The following is a 19,022-nucleotide window of genomic DNA, read 5'->3' as shown; positions in this document are numbered from 1 at the left end:
CCAGTTCCGGAGGTAGATCACCGCCGTGAGGGCCACGCACTTCCCAGGTCGGCAGAACTGAGGCTCCGATGGACCGTCAGAGACCTCCTTCGGTCTTCGGTATCGGAACGAAGATGACCCCACCCAACAGCGTTCATGCAGTCGGCAGAGGGCAGTGTCATCGGTAACGGAATCGGTATCCGTGTTGGCACGGTCTTCATTCCGATAAAGACTGTGTATGTGGCCTAAGCCAGTGAACCGATGGGGGTGCATCAATGAGCGATCTTTTGGACGCAGTGGACACGGCTCACGGCAACATCGAGCGCTTGGCCGATCCGAGTTCTTTTCGCATCGCCACCGATCAAGTGGCGGAAGTCGTGCGTCAGTGTGGCGCTCGGTCAGTTCTCGCAGCTAGCGCAGCCGCAGAACGCTTGGTCGGAGCGCTCCTTGCCTCGTGCGCCAACCTGGTCAACCTGCCTCCTCGGACGACGGAAGCGTCCTGCAGCGTATTGATCATCGATATTAACCTCGCCAGCGGCACTACCGTGGCACAAGCCGCCCAGCGAGCGCGCGGTCTGGGCGCGCGACATGTCCAAGCCGTCGTACTGCACCAGGTGACGGCGGCCACCGTTCAGGCTGCAGATTGTGGGGTGGACACACTGACGGTACTTGGCCGACGGCCTGCGGCCCGGCCTTCTTCTACGACGGATTCGGGCCTGTGGTAGGTGCGGTCGGGAGAGAAGTAAGCGCGGCCGCAACTGCCGCAGCGCGCTTGGGGTCCAGCGTCTTACCCCGAGCCAGGGCATCGGCCTTGGCCAGGCCAAGTGCTTCGCCTACCTCCTTGCCGTTGCGATAGCAGACCTTTTGAATCTTGTGGTCTCGGCAGACATACCCGAGAGCACCTTCGATCATGAGGCGGTGACGAGGTGCGGCCTTGCGGTTTCCAGTCGGTCCAACGTCGGCGATGCAGATAACCACAGCGTCGGGTTTCAAGGCTGACAGCTTGCTGCTGAGCTTGCGCCCTAGGTCTTCAACTTGATCGATGATCTCTGACCTCGCTGTCCTGAGCTCGCACGCTTCAACCAACTGCGGCTGATCTTGCTGACCTTCCAGAACTGCACAGACAACAGCAGGCCCCCGTCCGGCCGTTGGGAAACCCACACTGATCCCAAGTACCACCATGCTCAGCACTATAGGGTGTCGGGCATGTCGGGAACGGTGATAGCCCAAGTCGGCCAACGCCAGATCGGGAACCGCATCAGCAACCGCTACCAGGTGCTGGAACGCCTTGGGCGTGGGTCAACGGGCGAGGTCTACCGTGTCGAGGATGAGCACCTACGTGTGGAAGTGGCGCTAAAGCTTTTCGAACCTATGCCTGGCCAGCCCGCGACATGGGACGAAGCGCAGGCTCTAAAAGAACTACAGAGCGAGTACCTACTTACCGTCTACAACGCCGATATCGCATCCGGGACGGATATTCGCTATCTCACGATGCCCGTTATGGATAGCGATCTTGAAGCAGTTGCAGCACCTTTCGGAACAGATGCCACAAAGGCAGTCCATTGGGGCCAACAAATCGGGTACGGACTCGAACGTATTCATGCTGCCGGCCTGTTGCACCGCGACGTTAAGCCTGGAAATGCTTTCGCCGATACGGCCGGTGATGTATTGCTCGGCGATCTCGGCCTAGCCGTACAGATGAACTCGGATGGCTACGCACCGATGGCCGGCACCTTCGCCACCGTTGCGCCTGAAGTACTGGCTACAGGAATGTGTTCTGTAGCCTCTGATGTCTACTCTCTCGCGGCAACGGCTTTTTATCTGCTATCTGGCCAGTATCCAAACGGTCCTGTCAGTCTCGGCATGACTGCCCGTCGGGACCGAATCATCAACGGCCAGTTCGACAAGCTGCGCGATATCGCCCCGCAGATTTCACAGAGTCTGGGTGCGGTCATCGAACGCGGACTATCCCAGAGCCCAGAAGGACGCCCGCGGAGCGCGCAAGAATTCGCTAATCAGCTCGCACGATGCTCGCTCCACCGTCGCGCTTGGCGACGCATCGCACCCCATAACGGTCACGATCTATGCTTCAAAGGTGACGCCGTTAAGTCAGCGAAGGAAGTGACCGTATGCGTGCTGCTTGATGCGCATGGGCGAAGCGGGATCGAGGTTCGATCGGCCACGGGACGACATCTGCGCCAGCACGAGAAGAACAGTATCCCGCCAAACCAGGTATCCGCTGCTTTACGTTCCCTGTTTCGCCGCCTCTAGCACCACACGTTTAGGAGAGTCGCCTCAATATAGGAGTGCGACAGCGACGTCCTGGAAACGTGTCACTAATTCCAGCCGTCCAGTGAAACGTCGGGACCCCCAGCAAGATATCGGTGGAGAGCACTCGCGGTGGTGTCCACGAACGCTCCGGGAATGGCATCGATCTCGACCCAGCACACTTGAGAGTGCTTCCGCGATTCGCGATTTTCGGGTTCACCGGTCCATTCGTGAGCGACGAATACGACAGTGAGGAAGCCATTGGGGGCTTCAACGCCCCAGGCGCTGTGGATGATGTGGGCAACCTTCAAAGACTCCTTTTTTACCGCCAGGCCGGTCTCCTCATACAGCTCGCGCACCGCGGTCTCGGTGACGGGCTCGCCGGGTTCGCTCTTGCCGACGGGGAGGTCCCACATTCCCTGGGCGAACTTGGCGTTCTCACTGCGCTGGAGAAGGACGACGCGGTTGGTGGCCTTGTCGTGGACGATGACGGCGGCGACCAGCAGGGTCATGGATTCGAGGGCGGGCGGTAGGGCTTTGGGCTGGTCGTCGGTTGTCCGCTGAGCCACAGCTTGGCTCCCTTCGTCGCTCGCAGCCTGGTTACGAGGCGCGGTCCGCCTCAGAGCTGCTGCCTGATCCCTTCATCCTCGCGACCTCAACCTTCGTGTGACTACCTGCAGTTGGGGTCGCCTTCGCGCCGATGGCGCAGGTCGGGCCGTCGTCTCAGCCGAAGGCGAGTTCGCGGAAGGTGTTGCGGATCTCGGTGAGGGGCTGGCGGTCGCGGGTGTAGTAGAGCTTGTTGGTCAGCAGTACGGCCCAGCGCCCCTGGTCGGGTGAGATCCACATGCCGGTTCCGGTGAAGCCGTAGTGCACCCAGACATCTTGGGTCGGCCCGGTACCGGGAGCCGGGTGCCAGAACAGGCCGCGTACGGGCTCCAGTTCACCGGTTTGAATCGTCAGCGACTCAGTCACCCAGGCCGACCCGAAGCCGGCCTGCGCAGATGCGGAGGCGTCGTCCAGCGTGTGACGCAGGAAAGCTGCGAGGTCGTCGAGGATGGTGAAGGCGCCGGCGATGCCGCACACGCCGCCCAGGAGTCGTGCGGAGAAGTCATGGGCGACACCTTTGAGGTGAGTGCCGGTGTCCTCGTCGAGCTCGGTCGGTGCACACCGTGCGGTGATCTCGGAGGGCAGCGGCCCGAACCGGGTGGTGTTCATACCGAGCGGCTGCCAAATCCGCTCCGTGGCAAGTTGATCGAGGCGTCGACCCGAGAGGTGTTCGGCGAGGTAGCCAAGGATGAGGGCGGCCCGGTCGGTGTACTCGACGGCTTCTCCGGGCTGGCGGTGCAGTGCTTCTCTCAGTACGCCGTCGCGGATGTCCTGCGGGTCGGTGCCGTAGAGGTTTCTGAGTTGGGCCCGCAGGGGGACGCCGGCCGTGTGGGTCAGCAACTGGCGGGCGGTTGCCGTTCCGAGCGCGTGGCCTTCGACCTCGGGCCAGACGGTACCGAGGGGAGAGTCGAGGTCGAGCTTGCCTTCTTCCCAGAGGGAGCCGATGCAGGACCACACCGCGAGGATCTTGGTGAGGCTGGCGGCGTCGAAGACGGTGTCGGGCCGCATCAGCATGTCCGGTTGCTCGGGGTCGAGAACCCCTGTGGTGCCGAGGATGCGGGTTCCGGTGACGTCTCCGACGGCCCATACGGCGCCGGGGTAGACCTTGTCGCGGACGCCTTCGCTCAGGAGCTCTTCGATGCGGTCGGTGCGGTACGTCATGGTCTCCCTGTTCGCAGTGGGCATCCCGTCGGTCAGCGTAGTGACGCGGGTGGGGTGAGCGGAGGAACGGCGTGCGGGGGCTGTCCCCGCCCCGCCGGATGGCCCGGTTTCTGCACCTGCTCAGGAGAGTTGGTGGCCGAGGTCAATCAGAGCTTGTGCGGCAACTGACAGTGGGTAGCGAGCAGCGTTCGCGTAGCCCGACTGCCGCAGCGCGGAGAGTAGGCCCGGAGAAGTTCGCAGCCGATCCAGATCGCGGGCGAGAGCGGCCGAGTTGGTGAAATCTGTGGCCATTCCGGAGGCGGCGAGGGCCTCGTTGAGGCCGGGTACGGGTTGGTAGAGGACGGGCAGTCCACAGGCTTGGGCCTCCAGCGCGACCAAGCCCATGGCCTCCAGGGTGGTGGACGGCATGACCAGTACGTCGTGCTCGGCGAACGTCTTCCACAGTTGTGGACGGCGGAGCCAACCGAGGTAGCGGGGCCGTAGGCCGGCCCGTTGCAACAGCGGTGCCAGGGCGTGGAATTGGAACCTAGGCGCAGCGATGCTCAGCTCGATACCTGGCACGGGCGCCAGGCTCTTGATCAGGGCGTCGCCTCCCTTCTCTGCGGTCAGCCGTCCCGCGTACAGCAGCCGTAGGTGGCTGGCAGAGGCGCGAGTTGACCGGAGTGGTGGGTCGGTGAGTAGGTGGTTGGGGATGCCCCAGGGGATGTGGGTGATCTTCCTGCGGTCGATCTGCGGGGCGAGCTTGAGCAGGCGGTCGGCCATTGCCACCGTCGGCACGACGATCGCGTCTGCGGCTCTCGCGGTCTCGCGCAGGACGCGGAGTTGATCGCGGTGGGCCTCGGCGAAGATCAGGTCGGTGCCGTGGACCAGGGCGATGCGGGGATGCAAGGGCAGGGCTCGGATGAGGGCTGGGGTAGCGCCGAAGGTCAGGTGCTGGAGGTGCAGGACGCCGATCTGGGTTGGGTTGATCGCGGCTGTGAGGGCCCTGCGTAGGGCTGTGACGTAGCTGCCGAAGGCCGGGCCTTCCAGGCATTTGCCAGCCACGGGCAGCAGGTCGAGCCCAGCGGGGACAAGGCGCCTCGCGTTGGACGGGCCGAGCATGAACGCGCGTGCGGGGATCAGAGGGCGGTCGCCGGTGTAGAGGTCGAGGAAGAGTTCGACGCTGCCGCCCGGGCTTCCTGCGGGCAGGTCCAGCAGGGTGGCGGCCAGCGGCCCGGCGGCTGGGCGGGGACTCACAGGACTCCTCCGGGGATCTCCTCGTAGAGGCGGGAGATGTCGATGCCGTCGGTCGCCGCGTACTTGGAAAGCTGCTGCTGGTAGCTGGCTGGCTTGCCGAAGGCGGTGAGGAAGACGAGCTTGCCGAAGGTCATCCCTGGATAGACCCGAACGGGCTTGGCGGCGCGGATCTCCAACGTCCAGCGGATGGCGTGACCTTGGTGTCCGAGCGGGGCGGAGACGTGGACCCAGAGGCCGAGTGCGCCGATGGTGCGGTCGCCGTTGATCATCTGCGCGTACGTCTCTGAACCGGTCTTCTCCAGCGTTACGCCGAGGTAGAGAACCCCCGGCTTCAGCACCAAGCCCGTTGCGGGGATGGCCTGTTCGATAAACGCGGTGGGGGCGGCGGCGTCCAGGTCACCGGCGCAGACGCGGAGCGTGTCGCCGAGCCGCCAGTCGTAGGCGTTCGGGGAGAGACGGGCGGGATCGTACGGGTCGATCGTGATCTCGCCGGTCTGGAGGGCGGCGCTGATCGCGGGGCCGGTGAGGATCACGAGGCGACCGCCTTGAACCGGGCGACGTCCCGCCAGTACTTCGACGGCTGCGGGCCTGTAGCGGCCTGGTACTTGCCTTGGTACGGGTCAACTTCACCGGTGGAGACGAAGAACATAATCTGCGCGATCTTCATGCCCGCGTACACCCGTAGCGGGCGGACCGGCGAGAGCATCAGCGTCCACTGGCCGTGGAAGCCGATGTCGCCGATGGGGGCGGTGATTTCGACGAAGAGGCCGAGCCTGCCGACCGAGGAGCGACCGAACAGCAGCGGTACGAAGGAGTTGGAGCCGACCTGTTCGAGGGTGTGCCCGAGGTACAACTCGCCGGGCTGGAGCACGTACCCGTCCTTCCCGATCTCCATCTCACAGGTGGAGTTGGGGTGGTGGGAGTCGATCACGGTGTCCACGTAGGTCAGCAGGGTGGGACCGAGGCGAACGTTGTAGCTGTTGGGGTTGACCTGTTCCAACTCGAAGGGGTCGATGGTCAGGCGACCGTCGCGGGCAGCGGCGGTGATCTCGGGTCCGGTGAGGATCACTGCACGCCTCCCTCGGTGACGCCGCCGGGCAAGGCGGTGGCCAGGACACGGCGTACGGCTTGGCTGAGCCGGAGTCCGGCTTGATGCGTTCGGCCGCCCAGGTGGCTGTCGGCGAGGTAGCCCGTCGTTAGCACGCTGCTCATCGCCGACGGAAGAGGCGTCGGAGCGATGACCAACGGGCCGACGCATTCAGCGAGTTGTCTGAGCAGCTTGCCGTGGTCCTGGGCCTGCTCGTCGGGAAGGGCTGCGTGGACGAGATGGTTGTCGAAGGGCTCGATGGCCAACAGGTCGCCGAGGGTGAGTACTTCGCCGAGCGGTACGGAACGGAGCGCGGTCTCGTTGAGGATCACCGCGTCTGCGCCGAGGCCGGAGTGGAGTCGGCCGGCGATCTCTCGCAGCAGACGGCTGCGGTCCAACTCCCCATTGCGATAAAGCTCGTTCACAGTTCCGAGCGGACTCGCCAGCTTCCGGCCGATGAAGGAGATCTTCTCCTGCACCGTGGGGAGGTCTTCGGGAGCTACGGCGGCGTTGGGAAAGGTGCATGTGCGAGCGGCCCAGCCGCTGCCGACGGGTTCTGCAGTGGCGTAGCCGATGCCAAGCTCACGTCCCTTGACGACCAGGGTGTCGCCGTTACGCACGGGGCCGTAGATGTCGCTGTGGCAGTGGCCAGCGAAGATGACGTCCGCAAACGGGCAGGCGGCGGCCAGCTTCAGGTCCTCCTCGAAGCCGGAGTGGGACAACACGATCCAGGCGTCGGCTCGGTGGTGGTTCTCCAGCATCACCTCGCGCAGGGCGTGAGCCGGGTTGGTGACGTGATGGCCGTTGCGGTCGCGGGTGGGGATCGTGTTGAACGCCTGGGGACCGACCACCGCGGTGATGGCGACCCGTTGGCCGCCGATCCGCTTGATGCGTACTCGGTCGAAGAGGGGTTTGCCGTTGGCGTCGGAGGCGTTGGCGCACACGGTCATCTCGTGCAGCCCTGGTTCGAAGTAGTGCGGCCAGCCGTGATTTCCCGGCGCGAGCAGGTCGTACAGGCTGGTGAGAATCTCGCGCTCGATCCGACCCTTGCCGAAGCGGTAGTAGCCACTTCCTTCGAAGAAGTCGCCACAATCCACGATCAGGCTCTCGGCCCTGGCGGCGTGGAGGTGGGTGAGCATTGGCGTGGCCGCGTCGAAGGCTGAGTGGACGTCCGTCGTAGCGATGATCTTCCGTAACCGTCGGCTCATGGGGTGACCTCGCAGATGTCGGCGCCGAGGGCGTGCAGTTTGGTGGGTAGATCGGCGTGTCCTCGACGGAGTTGGTCGAGACCGCCCAGCGTGGTGACACCGCGCGCGGTGAGGCCGGCGATGAGCAGGGCGGAGCCCGTGCGGATGTCGGTGGCCTCCACTCCGGTCCCGGTCAATTGCTGCGGGCCAGTGAGACGGCACTTGGTGGGCGACAGGTCGTGGATCTCGGCGCCGAGACGGGCGAATTGAGGCAGCAGGTTGCCGTGGCGGCCGGGGTTGATGGTGTCGGAGAAGAGATGGGTGCCAGGGCGGGCGAGGGCCAACGCCATCAAGGACGGTTCGAAGTCGGCGTCCAGGCCGCCAGGGGCGAGGGAGGCGACGGCTCGTAGCGGCCGGCTGGTAAGCCGGTTGTCTTGGGCATGGATGGTCAGTACGTCGTCGTCGGTGCTGGCTGGCACACCGAGCTGCCGCAGCGCCCTGATCAGCGGAACGACGTCGTCGCCGCGAACGCCGCAGATATGTGCGTCGCCGCCCGTTGCTGCGATCGCACAGGCCAGCGTCCCGGCTTCGATCTTGTCGCCGGGTACCTTCCAGGCGATGGTCTCCGCAGGGGCAGACGCTGGTGGTGCGAGCGAGAGGAGGGACTCGCTGACTCGGCACTGCCATCCGGCCAGCCGTAGCGCCTCTACGACGCTGAGGACTTCCGGCGAGAGGTTGGGCCCTCCCAGCCGCAGTGGCCGTCCGGCCACGACGGCGCGCAGGACGGCGGCGATGGTCGCGCCTCGGGAGCGGAAGGGCAGCATGATTGAAACCGTTCCGGTCCGTGCGGCGGCTGCTTCCACGAGGTAGCCCCGGTCGTCGACGGTCGTACGGTCGCCGAAGCGCTCGTAGACCGTGAAGTGTTGTTCCATGCCGCGTTCCCCGATCCGGCATCCGCCTGGCCAGGGAAGTCGGGCCCGTCCGTATGCACCGAGCAGCGCTGGTACGAGGTAGTACGAGGCTCGGATACGTGCGGCGGTCTCGGGGGCGGGCCCCGCTTGCGGCCTGTCGCTGGGCAGGATGACCGCGGTGTGCGGATCGGAGACGGGGCGGGCCGTGTGCCAGCCTGACTGCTGGAGCAGGGTGAGCATCGTTTCGACGTCGGTGTTCGCCGGGACGTTGCCCAGGTGCACTGGGCGGTGCATGGCCGCGGCGGCGGCCAGAAGTGGCAGGGCCGCGTTCTTGGACCCGTCGACAGTTACGGAACCGGCAAGGGGAGTGCCGGGCCGGATGGCGACCACTTCGGCGGCGATTGGAGGGATCCGTACGGCTGTCAACCTTCAACTCCTTTGCAGGGGGAGGCATCGTGAGGGCTGGTCCGGGCCGCTGACCTTGAACTCGGCCCAGCACCGCTTGCCGGACGGCAGCGGGTCGATCCCGTGGCGGTCCGCGAGGGCGGCGACGATGAACAGGCCGCGCCCGCCTTCCTCTTCCGCGTCCGGCAGTCCGACCTGTGGGGCCTTGAAGCTGGCATCCGTCACCTCGATCAGCAGGCGTTCGTCGTTCAGGCGAGCGCCGGCCGAGATAGGGCCGTGGCCCGCGTGCCGTACCGCGTTGGCGAGCAACTCGGCGGCAACCAACTCCGCTGTTTCCAGGAGTTCCTGATCGAGGGAGGCGTCCCAGGCCCTTATCCCGATGGCGAGTTGCTGGCGCGCGGAGCTGGCGGCAGCAGGTGTGCCGTGAACGGGGAAATGGATCTGATGCGCTTCCATGAGCCGCCTCCTGGATCGGTGTGGCAGCTCCACGCAACCGCTTCGGAGGCAGGTGGGGCCACGCCGTGTGCCGGCGCCGCATGACTTATGCAGGAGCTGCATCGCGGCCAATTGCCGCTCGGTTACGCTCGGTTGAGCAGGCAGGATCGGCGACGGCAGAAGGGGCCGTGGCACAGATGGCCGAGGCACAGAGTGAAGCGAGACGGATCGGCGAAGTGATCCGTCAGGCCCGCGTGTTACAGCGGCGTTCGCAGACGGAGGTTGCCGCCGCCCTGGGGTACCACCAGTCGAAGGTGAGCCGCCTGGAGAGCGGCAGGGGCACCGAGGACGTGCGCACGCTGCGCGAGATCGCGCAAGTGCTGGACATTCCACCGCACCGTCTCGGTCTCGCCGCCTCCTCCGACACCAGCCCCGCCGACCCCGGAACAGAGGACATGCACCGCCGTACCTTCCTGGCCGCGAGCGTCGCAGCTCTCGCGGCTCCGCCGTCGTCCACCCCAGCGCACTTCGACCTGGTACAGGTTCTGCTGCCAAGTACGAGCCCTGCTGCCACCGGGCAAGCCCTGGACATCGACGAGCTACGGGACCGGACACGGGACGTACGCCGGATGTTCTGCACGTGCGACTACACGGATCTGGAACGGACGCTGCCGGGCCTGATCACCGACCTGCGCCATGCCGCCGGAGGCTCATCCGGCTCGGCGGAGGCGTCCGGGTTGCTCGCCACCGCGTACCAGACCTCCGTGAGTCTGCTGCTGAAGCGAGCCGACCAGGGCAACGCCTGGCTCGCGGCTGGTCGGGCCATGGCCGAGGCGGAACGGTCGGGGGATCCCATCGTCCTCGCCGCCAGTGTCCGCGTTCACGCCCACGTCCTCGTGCGCGAGAAACACACCGCCCAGGCCGTGAACATGGTCCGCCACACCGCCGACCAGCTCACCGGTTCCTACGACCAGCGCTCGCCCCGGTATCTGGCAGCGGTCGGCCTGTTGTTGCTGCGCGGGGTGACCGCCGCCAGTAGGAACGGCGATCGCGCCACCACCCAGGACTTCCTCACCGAGGCCAAAGAGGTGGCGCGCTACGTCTCCTTCGACCGGCCCGACGCCTGGGCGAACTTCAGCCCCACCAACGTGGCCCTGCACGAGATCAGCGCGGCCGTCTCCTTCGGCGACGCCGGCATCGCCCTGGAAACCGCGCGGCCACTCATGCGGCGCCACATCCCCGTCCCCGAGCGCCGGGCCGCGCTCTGGGTGGAGACCGCCCGCGCCTACAGTCAGCAGGGCAGACTCGCCGACGGCTACCAGGCCCTGCGCATCGCCGAGAGTTGTGCGGCACAGGACATCCGCCGCCCGGCCGTACGCGAACTGGTCGCCGACATGGCAGCCCGCGACCGCCGCCGGGCACTGCCCGAGCTGCACCACTTCAGTCGTCAACTGGGAGTGCCCGCGTGAGTGACCAGCCCGACAAGCCGTTCCTCCAGATCGTCGTCTGCGCGGCCGGGGTCGCCGCCGATGTCGGCAAGCTGATCACCGCAGCGCACGAGCGGAACTGGGACATCGGCGTCGTCGCCACCCCGCAAGGACTCGGCTTCCTCGACGTCGAGGCGGTCGAGGCACAGACCGGTCTCCCCATCCGCTCGGCCTGGCGAACACCGGACCAACCGCGACCGACCCGGCCCGCGGACGCGATCGCGGTAGCCCCGGCCAGCTTCAACACCGTCAACAAATGGGCCGCTGGGATCTCCGACAACCTTGCCCTGGGCATCCTCTGCGAAGCACCCGCCATGAACGTACCGGTCGCCGTGCTGCCGTACCTCAACTCGGCCCAGGCCGCCCACCCCGCCTACCGGCAGAGCCTGGAACGGCTGCGCGAGATGGGCATCCTCATCGGCTCGTATGAACCTCATCGGCCGAAGGCCGGCGGCGGCGCAGACCGCTTCCGCTGGGAGGAAGTCTTGGACCTGCTGGAGTCCCGGCTCGCTCGGTAGCCGAAGCCAGGGGCGGTCAGGATCCAGGCAGTAGTGCCATGACGGTGGATTGGACGAGTTGGGCTGCGGCCAAGAGGTTCGGGAATCCGCCGCAGCGCTCGACGAGGTTCTGGAGCATGTAGCGCAGGGTGCCGGGGTCGCGGTCGGGTTCGTCCAGGCGCGGGGTGATCATGGCTAGGTCGCGCAGGGCGGCATCCACCTCGGGGTACTGGCCGCGTAGTTCTTCAAGGCGCCGTCGAAGATCATCGATGCTGTCGCGGGCTTTGTCGACAGTATCGTTGGTGATGTTGTTGGTCTGACTGACGTTCTGGGAGAACGCTGCTGCTTGTGCGGGTCCGGTCATATTGCCGGTGTTGATGATGCCGAAGTTGGGTCCGTTGGGGGCTGGGTCGGGCTGGCGGCGAATGGCCATGTGAGGCTCCTGGTGGGGTGCGGGTCAGTTGGTCATGGAGGGGTTGTTGGAGAACGGCGTGGCCTGGACGGGGCCGGCCATGGTGCCGCCGTTCATAACGCCGAAGTTGTAGATCGCGGTGGCCTGTTGCTGGTAGGCGGCGATGTCGACGTTGTGGTCGCGCAGGAAGATCTCGGTGGAGTCGAAGACGCGGCGCTGCATCATTTGCACGTAGTAGCGGGCGTCGTCATTGGTGTGCATATCCTCGATCCAGCGGACGCTGTAGACCTCACGGAGGCTGACCGGTCCGCTGCCCGTGTCGAGTTCGGGGCGCTTGCGGGCCTTGCGACGGATGAGCCGGTCGAGGCCGATGTAGACGTCGCCGAGGGCGTTGAACGCGGTGCGGGCGAGCCATCTCAGGCTGCGTGGGTCGGCAGGCTTGAGACCGGCGACCTTCGGGTTGAGCGGGCCCATGATGTGCGGCCGGACGGTGACGCGCAGAAAGCCGCCCTGGTAGGCGAGGTGAACCAGGACGGCGGCGATGAGTTCGCCGTTCCAGGCGGTGACCCGGGCCCAGATGTAGCGGCGGGCGATCTCCTCGGCGGGCTTGTCGCCGATGTTGTCTTCGGCGAGGGCATGCAGGGTGCGCCAGGCATTGTCGTCAATCTGATCCCAGCGTTTGTAGTGGATGCCGGCGATGCCGATGACCTCCATGCGCGGGATGGGGTGATCGCGGTGATGGGCGGGTGCCGGGTCGTCCAGACGGCGCGCGACATGGGTGTGCAGCTGGGCAACGGTGAAGTGCTTCAGCGGCTTGCGGGCCACCGGCTTGTTGTGCTGAGACAGGGCATCCAGAACGGCCTTTGCCACCTCGGCCATGTCAGGTTGACCTGGGCGTTGTGCTGGCGAAGCAAGTCCCGAAGGCAGCCCGGTATCGTCGTCTCCCGCATCCTGGTTCTCGGGGGCCGGTTCGACGTCGATGCCGATAACCGCGGGCAGCCATGCCTGAAGACCCGCTCCGAGAAAGCGGTCCCGGTCGCCGCTGTCGCGGCGCTCGCGGAGGTATGGCAGAGCGTGGGCCTGGACGGCTGTCGGAGCCGCGTGCAACTCACCGGCCAACAGGGCATTGAGGCGGGTCTGTGCCAGGTAGCGCTCGACCAGGTACACGCCCCACACCCCGACGACCAGGGTGAGGGCGGCCCACCCCACCGTCAGACTGCCGGCGATGGCCTGCCAGACAACAACAGCGACCACCGCAGCGACGGACCATCGCCGTTTCCGCATATGGCGTATGGCGCGGTCCGAGGCTTCCACCACGGGCTCCTGGTGGAAGCCGTACACCGGCACCGGCCGCTTCGACTTCTTGATCCTCCGCCGAACCCAGACCGCGTAATCCTCACCCACCACGACCGACGGCGGTGCCGGCTCGGAGGGACTGGGGGCCTTCTCCGCCTCCTTGGGAGGAAAGAGCCACCGCAGCCGCTTCTTTACGGCTGCTTTCAACTCCTTCCACAGCCGAGCCAGTTCGGCGCGTAACACGGCCAGCCAGTCCGTACGGGCGAAGGCCGCAGCGCTCAACCGGCGCGTGATCCCCTCGGTATAGACCCCGTGCTTGATCACTCCCCGCGCATCAGTCGCCGTCCCCAACGGCACCGCCGGTGCCGAAAAGACAGACTGATGCTCCCCGTAGGACAAGTCCCCCACCCCCGTGTCTCCGATGCCCCACCGCGACACCTGAATACGGCGGACGCAGAGGGGCATCGTCCTCGCGCATGGCAAGCGCTGCCATACCGCAAACCCGCACAAGCGGCGCACTGGGCCATTCGGATCGAACAATGACCGAAAGGCGCCTCCGTGTTGTGGGGTTACCGACGGCGTAGGTGGCATTCCGCCGAAACTCCGGCGTTGGGCGTCACAGGGAGCGCGGCCGTGCTTGGGTCGGCTGTTGCGGGGCTGGAGCGGCTGCTGTCATCGGAGCCGAAGCGCCGGTGTGCTGTGCGGCAGTGCTGCGGGCCTGTGCTGCTCGGGCTCGTGGGCTGGGTGCCGACCGTGCGCTGAGGCGTTGGATGCGCCACGTCAGGACCCGTGCAAGGGAGTCGGCGTCGTCCAGGGCGCGTTGGTCGGCGGCCTGTTGGAGGAGCTGCTGCGGATCGTGGCCTGCTGCCTCGGCATTGGCGAGGGTGGCGGCGAGCGCGCCGAAGGCGGGGTCTTCGACGACCTGCTCGGCATGGTCGGGGACAGCTTGGCGCAGGTGGTAGATGTGCCGGTCCACAGTCTGCTGCGGTGGTCGGCGTTGGGCGAGGGCAGCCAGCGGTACGGCGGCTGCTTGGTCGTAGGCGGCCTGGAGGTGGACCAGGGTCTGGTGGACGGCGGCGACCTGCTGGTCGTGGTGGTGGAGTTGGTGCCAGCGGGCGGCGGCGATGACGACGAGGATCGCGGCGTCGAGGAACATCGCCAGGACGGCGCCGTCCTTTGGGGCGGGCTCTCGGAGCATCGCGCGTACGGCGCCGCGCAGGGCGCGGGCGTGGTGGTGATCGGCGCGGATGCGGGAGCGGGTGGCGCGTTCGAACGAGGTTGCTGCTTCTCGGAGTTGAGGTCGTATGGCTTGGGGCGTAATGAGGGGAAGGGCGTCGAGGGCTTCACCGAAGGCGGCGAGGTGACCTTGGGAGGCTTCGTCGTCGGGTTGGTCGAAGTGGTGGGGTATGCGTTCGGCTGCGGCGGTGGCCTGGTGCCAGGGGTTGGGCCTGCGCCTTCCCGACTGACCGATGGGCTGCGGCCCCATGTTCGCCAGGCGTTCTTGGATCTTGGGGAGGGACAGGTCCGGGGCGAGTTTGGAGCCGGAGTACCAGATGGGGCCCTGGGGGTCGTCCGCGACGGCGACCTTGTATCCGCGTACGTCCCCGGAGGGGAAGTGCACGTGTTCGACGCGTACGCCGTCGAGGTGGCTGAGCAGGTCGACGAACTCGTCGATGGTGGAGGCGGCGGCCACGGCGGTGCGGACGGTGGTGCGCAGGCGTTCGCGGGCGGTCGTGTCGTGGCCGGCGCGGCGGGCCTTCTCCTGTTCGGCGCGGGTGGGGCGCTTGGCGGCGGTGCGGTCACCGCGGACGACTTGGAAGAGGCCGTATTCCTTCTCGATGGCGGCGAGTTCACGGTCGGCGGTGAGGTAGTCGTTCCAGTGGCGTGCGGTGCGCAGGTCGGCGCGGACTTTGGTGGCGGCGATGTGGATGTGGTCGGGGGCGTGGCGGACGGCGCCCCATCGGCAGCCGTCCGGATCGCCCTCGGGTGCGATGCCAGTGGCCGCGACGACCCGGCGGGCGATGTCGGCCCATTCCTCATCGCTGAGGTGACGGTCGCTCTCGGCGGCCCGGATCGAGCAGTGCCACGTGTGCTTCTCGGGGGCGTGGCCTAGTCGCCGGGCCTGTTTGACGTGCAGGTCGAGGTCGGCCACGAGGAGCTTTCGAGTGGCGTCGAAGTCGTCGGCGCGGCCGGGGTCGGGGGCGAAGCCGTCCCAGGAGGCGACCAGGTGGGGGGCGGTGTGGTCCTTGGCCTTCGTCGTGTCGAACAGGTACCGGATCAGGCCCGCAGTGTCGGTGCCGCCGCTGATCTTCGCGATCATCGGCGGACTTTTTGGCGACCGCTTGGTTCGCGGCGGACGCGATGTGGCGGACGGTGGCGCCTACTGCGTCCAAGGTGGGTTCAACCTGGGCCAGCATGGCGCTGTCCCCAGGGTGTGGATGGCCGCCGGAGTTGAGCTTCTTGGTGATCTGGTTGATGTTGTAGCCGATCCTGGCGACCTCGCTGCGCAGGGCGGTCAGTTCGTCGATGTAGTCGTCCAGTGGGGTGCGCTGGCCGGGCAGGGCGAGGTCGCCGTGGAGGTGGGCCATGACGACGGCGCCGACGTAGTGGGCGCCGGCGATGTTCAGGGACCGGGCCTTGGCGAGGATCGCGGCCTTTTCGTCGGTGCTGTAGCGCACGTCGACGCGCTCTTTGCGCTGGACGGGTTCGCGCTGACGGCGGCGGGCGACGCGGTGCAGCGCGGCGGCATCAGCGGCTCGCGTCAGCGATACGGCGGCGGTCTCGACGAGCTTGTCCTCCTCGGGCACCCCCTGGTGCCCGAGCCCCTCCGCCACCCCTGGGGCGGAGGCACCCCCGTTGGACCGGCCCTTGGACGGTCCAACGGGATACCTTGCTGGCTGGGTTGCGGTGGTGGTCATCTCCCGTTGGGTAGTGGGGAGTTCGTAGCCCGGGTCGTACATGAGGGGGTTCTCCGTGGCGCGTTCGTGGGGCGGGAAGCGGTCATCTCAGAAGGCGCGGGCAGATGCCCTGTCGCCTTCGGCCTGCCGCTGGGAGGCGGCCTCGTCGAGTTCGGTCTGCAAGGCGTCTTTGACCTTTTCCGCGTCGGCCCTGCCGATGGACAGGCCCTTGTCTCGTATCGCCGCTTCGATGTGGCGGCGCGAAGCGCGGCCTCCCCGTCCCAGTGGCGCGTTGCGAGCGATGGTGAGGAACTCCTCGGAGACCGTGCTGAACTCTTTGCCTTCCGGCTCGTCCGAAGGATGCGGGAGCTCCGGCAGATTGGTGGCGTCCTGCGCCACGTCGGTGTGCCGGTCCGCCGCTTCGAGGGCGGCTGGCTGCGGCTGACCGGAACCGTCTTTCGTAAGACGGGCGATCTGGGTGCTGTTGTGGCTGCTGTCGGCGGTGTTGTGGCGTTGAGTGGCGTCGGCGGGCTCGGCAACGAGCTGGTGGATCTGCCGCATCAGGACACCGAAGGCCAGCAGCGCGGCGGTCGGGGGGACCGCGGCGACCACGTAGTCGAGCAGGGGCACAGCACCCGTGCCACCCGTGCCGTTGACGCCCGCCACGTTGAGTGCGATGGAGCCGACCGATCCGGTGGCGGTGAGGGCGATGGCCCACCCGTCGGTCGCTTGGCGCAAACCAGCGCGGAGCATGAGCAGTTCGCCCGCGATGATGAACGCGTCCAGGGTCGCGGGCCAGGCCCACTGGCGGACCGGGGAGTTCCTGAGCCCGTGCTGTCCGGCGACCTCGGCGAGATGCGCGTACGACAGCCAGAACCCGCTGGCCGTGAGGGTCACGATGACCACGCCCGCTGCGATGAGCGTGAACCGCTCGGCAGCCTGCTTGGTCGTGATCGGCCGTCCTTCGTTGGGGCGTTCGTCTGGGTTGCTGGCGGTGGAGAGGTTCGTCAAGCGGGGTGCTCCTGGGCGTCGTGGTGTGGTCCGTCTTTGCCGTCTTGGCCGTTGCAAGCGCAGGTCAGGGCAGGTACGGCACGGGGTTCGGTCTGCCGTCCCGGCCGATTCCGGAGACTTTCTCCGGCATCAGCCGGGACGGCTTAATGGTGGTGTGCCGTCCCAGCGGCTGGCGCCCTGACCTGCGGCGATACGGCGGGGACGGGCGGGACGGCACAAGACGGATCGGGACGTGGTCCCGGTCCCGCAACGCGGCCTTCATGATCGCGTTGCCGTCTTGCCCCCGGTTTCCGTCTTAGCTGCATGCCGTTTGACCTGCGGGATCACGGCAGGGACGGCAGGGACGGCCACCGGGGGGATGCGGGGCTCAGCCCGAGGCGGAGATGCTAGGCCCGGCGTCCACCGGGTGGACGGTGGGGCAGTAGCGCCGCCAGGCGTCGAGGAACTTGTTGCGCATGTAGCCCTTGCGCTGGGTTCCGTCGGCGAGGCGGACGTTGCCGGGCTTGATGGCGTATGGACTGAGCATCCGTGCCAGGTCGCGGGAGTCCAGCCCGCTGCGCCCCAACTCCGCCCACGGTGCCTCGGCGTCCTTGCGCAGGTGGTACAGCAGCTCGTCCGTGGAGAGGCTGTCTGCCTCGCGCTGGGCGACGAAGACCCGGCGGATGTCGGCGAGGATCCGCGCGCCGCCGGGTCGCTCCTCCTCCGCCTCGACCTCAGTGGCCACCATCCGCGCACACGCCTCGCGGGCGCGACGGGGCCAGGACCCGGCGGCCAGATCGGCGACGATGACCAAGGGCTCCCAGGTGTCAGCCGCCCGGTCTTCCACCGGCATGACCGGCTCCAGCTCCGCCGCCTCATCCAGCAACGGCCTGGCCCAGGCAACGATGCGGTCCCGCAGTTCATGCAGGGGCGGGATGTCGCGGCGGGAGCGGAAGGGCTTGACCTTCTCGCCCTCGGCCCGGCGCCGCATCCGGATCACTATGGCCCGGTCCATGATCGTGTCGGGCAGGTCGCCGATCCCCGCGATGGCCGCCATGGCGAAGGTCGCGAAGCGGTGCGGGGTGTGGTCGTTGCCCACGACCCGGGTGACGTACCGGTTGCGCTGGTGGCCGGCGTTGAGCAGGCCGCGCATCTCCTCGTTCTTCTCCGCCACCTTCGGAGTGCCGAAGATGGTGTCCGCCTCGTCCACCAGGAGCGTGGGCGGGTTCTCCTCGGTGATCGACCGGAAGATGGCCGCCGGCGTGGTGTTGAGGTGAGCATCGGCTCATGGACCGTCTCGGTCAGCACGTCCAACAGCCGCGACTTGCCGCACCGCTTCGCCGGCCCCACCACCGCCAGACGCGGCGCGTGCTGCCACGCTGGCTGCAGATGCGTCGCCGCCACCCACAGCGTGACCGCGTCCAGCGCCTCCGGCGAAGGCAGGATCACGAACTTCGCTATCTGCGCACGCAGTTCGTCCAGCAGCGCCGAGCCCGGCGTCGGCTCAGGATCCGGCACCGTCTCCTCGGCAGGCTGTTCCACCGAAGTGGCGTCAGGCGCACCGCCGTTGGCGAGCGTCGGGGCTTCGCCGGAGTGGCGGCCGAGCTGGCCGGGGACGGTGACGGGCGGCCACGAGGGCTTGCCGGAGTCGGAATAGGGCTCGGCTCCCGCATGTTCCACGGGGCAGCTCCTTTTCTGGCGGTGGCGGGCGTGTGCGCCCTGGCCGCCGGGTTGGTTCTTCACGGGCCGGTTGGAGTTGCTCGGGCCTCCGGCGTTGCACCGCCGGGGGCCCATCCCCATCTCGCGGGCACCAGGCCATCGCGAGGGAACACGGACCGTACGTCCACACCCGGCAACAGTCCAGCGTTTCTGTGTCAGCTCAGCGCAGAACCGTTTGCTACGGTGCCACGCCATCACGCCGCCAGACCCAGCAGATCGAGCAGATCCGCCGTCACGACCCGGTAGGCGTTGCCCAGCCGCAGCACCTTGCACGGGTACTCGCCCCGCTTCGCCAGCTCATAGCCCTTGCTCCGCCCGAGCCCGAGAGCACGGTTACCTGTGTCCAGGTCAACGGATACGGGGAGGGCGAGAAGCTCCTCCCGGCTCATCCCCTTCGAGTCCTTCATCCGTCCGGCCGTCGCGTCTTCGCGCATGCAGTGCGCCCCTTT

Annotated in this window: 17 protein-coding genes and 2 pseudogenes; 3 read left to right on the top strand and 16 right to left on the bottom strand. The window is 67.2% G+C overall.

From position 1 onward, the window contains the following. Positions 1–678: 678 nt before the first annotated feature. A complete protein-coding gene (locus ABZT04_RS00160) occupies positions 679–1,161 on the bottom strand; it encodes a hypothetical protein (RefSeq protein WP_356051092.1) in 483 nt (160 codons plus the stop codon). A 24-nt stretch (positions 1,162–1,185) separates the two neighbouring features. Here ABZT04_RS00160 and ABZT04_RS00155 point away from each other — a divergent pair, with 24 nt between their 5' ends. Next, on the top strand, positions 1,186–2,250 hold the full coding sequence (locus ABZT04_RS00155; protein ID WP_356051090.1) for a serine/threonine-protein kinase: 1,065 nt from the start codon (positions 1,186–1,188) through the stop codon (positions 2,248–2,250). Positions 2,251–2,315: 65 nt separating this feature from the next. Here ABZT04_RS00155 and ABZT04_RS00150 read toward each other — a convergent pair whose 3' ends face one another. From ABZT04_RS00150 to ABZT04_RS00115, 8 genes are all read right to left on the bottom strand, one after another. Then, positions 2,316–2,816, bottom strand: a complete 501-nt coding sequence (locus tag ABZT04_RS00150) for an NUDIX domain-containing protein (RefSeq protein WP_356051088.1) — start codon at positions 2,814–2,816, stop codon at positions 2,316–2,318. A 154-nt stretch (positions 2,817–2,970) separates the two neighbouring features. Continuing rightward, entirely contained in the window at positions 2,971–4,014 is a 1,044-nt protein-coding gene (locus ABZT04_RS00145; RefSeq protein ID WP_356052098.1) for a serine hydrolase domain-containing protein, read from the bottom strand. Between the two features lie 120 nt (positions 4,015–4,134). Beyond that, positions 4,135–5,250 carry a glycosyltransferase family 4 protein gene (locus ABZT04_RS00140; RefSeq protein WP_356051086.1) on the bottom strand — a complete coding sequence of 372 codons (1,116 nt, stop codon included), beginning with the start codon at positions 5,248–5,250 and terminating at the stop codon, positions 4,135–4,137. Next, positions 5,247–5,783: a deoxycytidine triphosphate deaminase gene (locus tag ABZT04_RS00135; RefSeq protein WP_356051084.1), complete on the bottom strand. Its 537-nt coding sequence runs from the start codon at positions 5,781–5,783 to the stop codon at positions 5,247–5,249. Before ABZT04_RS00135 ends, ABZT04_RS00140 begins: the two co-directional genes overlap by 4 nt. Beyond that, on the bottom strand, positions 5,780–6,319 hold the full coding sequence (gene dcd, locus ABZT04_RS00130; RefSeq protein ID WP_356051082.1) for a dCTP deaminase: 540 nt from the start codon (positions 6,317–6,319) through the stop codon (positions 5,780–5,782). The genes ABZT04_RS00135 and dcd overlap by 4 nt, the downstream gene beginning before the upstream one ends. Next, positions 6,316–7,545 carry a metallophosphoesterase gene (locus ABZT04_RS00125; protein WP_356051080.1) on the bottom strand — a complete coding sequence of 410 codons (1,230 nt, stop codon included), beginning with the start codon at positions 7,543–7,545 and terminating at the stop codon, positions 6,316–6,318. Before ABZT04_RS00125 ends, dcd begins: the two co-directional genes overlap by 4 nt. Then, the gene (locus tag ABZT04_RS00120; RefSeq protein ID WP_356052096.1) at positions 7,542–8,825 is read right to left on the bottom strand and encodes a UDP-N-acetylglucosamine 1-carboxyvinyltransferase; all 1,284 of its coding nucleotides are present in this window, start codon (positions 8,823–8,825) and stop codon (positions 7,542–7,544) included. The genes ABZT04_RS00125 and ABZT04_RS00120 overlap by 4 nt, the downstream gene beginning before the upstream one ends. Before the next feature lie 39 nt (positions 8,826–8,864). After that, positions 8,865–9,296 (bottom strand): ATP-binding protein, encoded by a 432-nt coding sequence (locus ABZT04_RS00115; protein WP_356051078.1) that lies wholly within the window; start codon positions 9,294–9,296, stop codon positions 8,865–8,867. A 176-nt stretch (positions 9,297–9,472) separates the two neighbouring features. On the opposite strand from ABZT04_RS00115, the gene ABZT04_RS00110 reads away from it, so the two are divergent. Further along, a complete protein-coding gene (locus ABZT04_RS00110; RefSeq protein ID WP_356051076.1) occupies positions 9,473–10,744 on the top strand; it encodes a helix-turn-helix transcriptional regulator in 1,272 nt (423 codons plus the stop codon). Further along, positions 10,741–11,280, top strand: a complete 540-nt coding sequence (locus tag ABZT04_RS00105; protein ID WP_356051074.1) for a flavoprotein — start codon at positions 10,741–10,743, stop codon at positions 11,278–11,280. The genes ABZT04_RS00110 and ABZT04_RS00105 overlap by 4 nt, the downstream gene beginning before the upstream one ends. 16 nt (positions 11,281–11,296) lie before the next feature. On the opposite strand, the gene ABZT04_RS00100 is transcribed toward ABZT04_RS00105, so the two are convergent. From ABZT04_RS00100 to ABZT04_RS00070, 7 genes and pseudogenes are all read right to left on the bottom strand, one after another. Next, on the bottom strand, positions 11,297–11,692 hold the full coding sequence (locus ABZT04_RS00100) for a hypothetical protein (protein ID WP_356051072.1): 396 nt from the start codon (positions 11,690–11,692) through the stop codon (positions 11,297–11,299). A 24-nt stretch (positions 11,693–11,716) separates the two neighbouring features. Further along, positions 11,717–13,291 carry a hypothetical protein gene (locus ABZT04_RS00095; RefSeq protein ID WP_356051070.1) on the bottom strand — a complete coding sequence of 525 codons (1,575 nt, stop codon included), beginning with the start codon at positions 13,289–13,291 and terminating at the stop codon, positions 11,717–11,719. Positions 13,292–13,583: 292 nt separating this feature from the next. Next, positions 13,584–15,287 carry a mobilization protein gene (locus ABZT04_RS00090; RefSeq protein WP_356051069.1) on the bottom strand — a complete coding sequence of 568 codons (1,704 nt, stop codon included), beginning with the start codon at positions 15,285–15,287 and terminating at the stop codon, positions 13,584–13,586. A gap of 1 nt (position 15,288) precedes the next feature. Continuing rightward, positions 15,289–15,927: pseudogene (mobC, locus tag ABZT04_RS00085) on the bottom strand (plasmid mobilization relaxosome protein MobC); the annotation flags it as partial. Positions 15,928–15,972: 45 nt separating this feature from the next. Further along, positions 15,973–16,875, bottom strand: coding sequence for a DUF2637 domain-containing protein (locus tag ABZT04_RS00080; protein ID WP_356051068.1), 903 nt, complete (start codon positions 16,873–16,875; stop codon positions 15,973–15,975). 367 nt (positions 16,876–17,242) lie between these two features. Continuing rightward, positions 17,243–18,534: pseudogene (locus ABZT04_RS00075) on the bottom strand (DUF3631 domain-containing protein). 233 nt (positions 18,535–18,767) lie between these two features. Beyond that, positions 18,768–19,007, bottom strand: coding sequence for a hypothetical protein (locus tag ABZT04_RS00070; protein ID WP_201054394.1), 240 nt, complete (start codon positions 19,005–19,007; stop codon positions 18,768–18,770). Positions 19,008–19,022: the final 15 nt, after the last annotated feature.

It is taken from the genome of Streptomyces sp. NPDC005492, from assembly GCF_040605995.1.
Lineage (GTDB): Bacteria > Actinomycetota > Actinomycetes > Streptomycetales > Streptomycetaceae > Streptomyces.
This window is presented reverse-complemented; position numbering and strand designations above follow the sequence as displayed.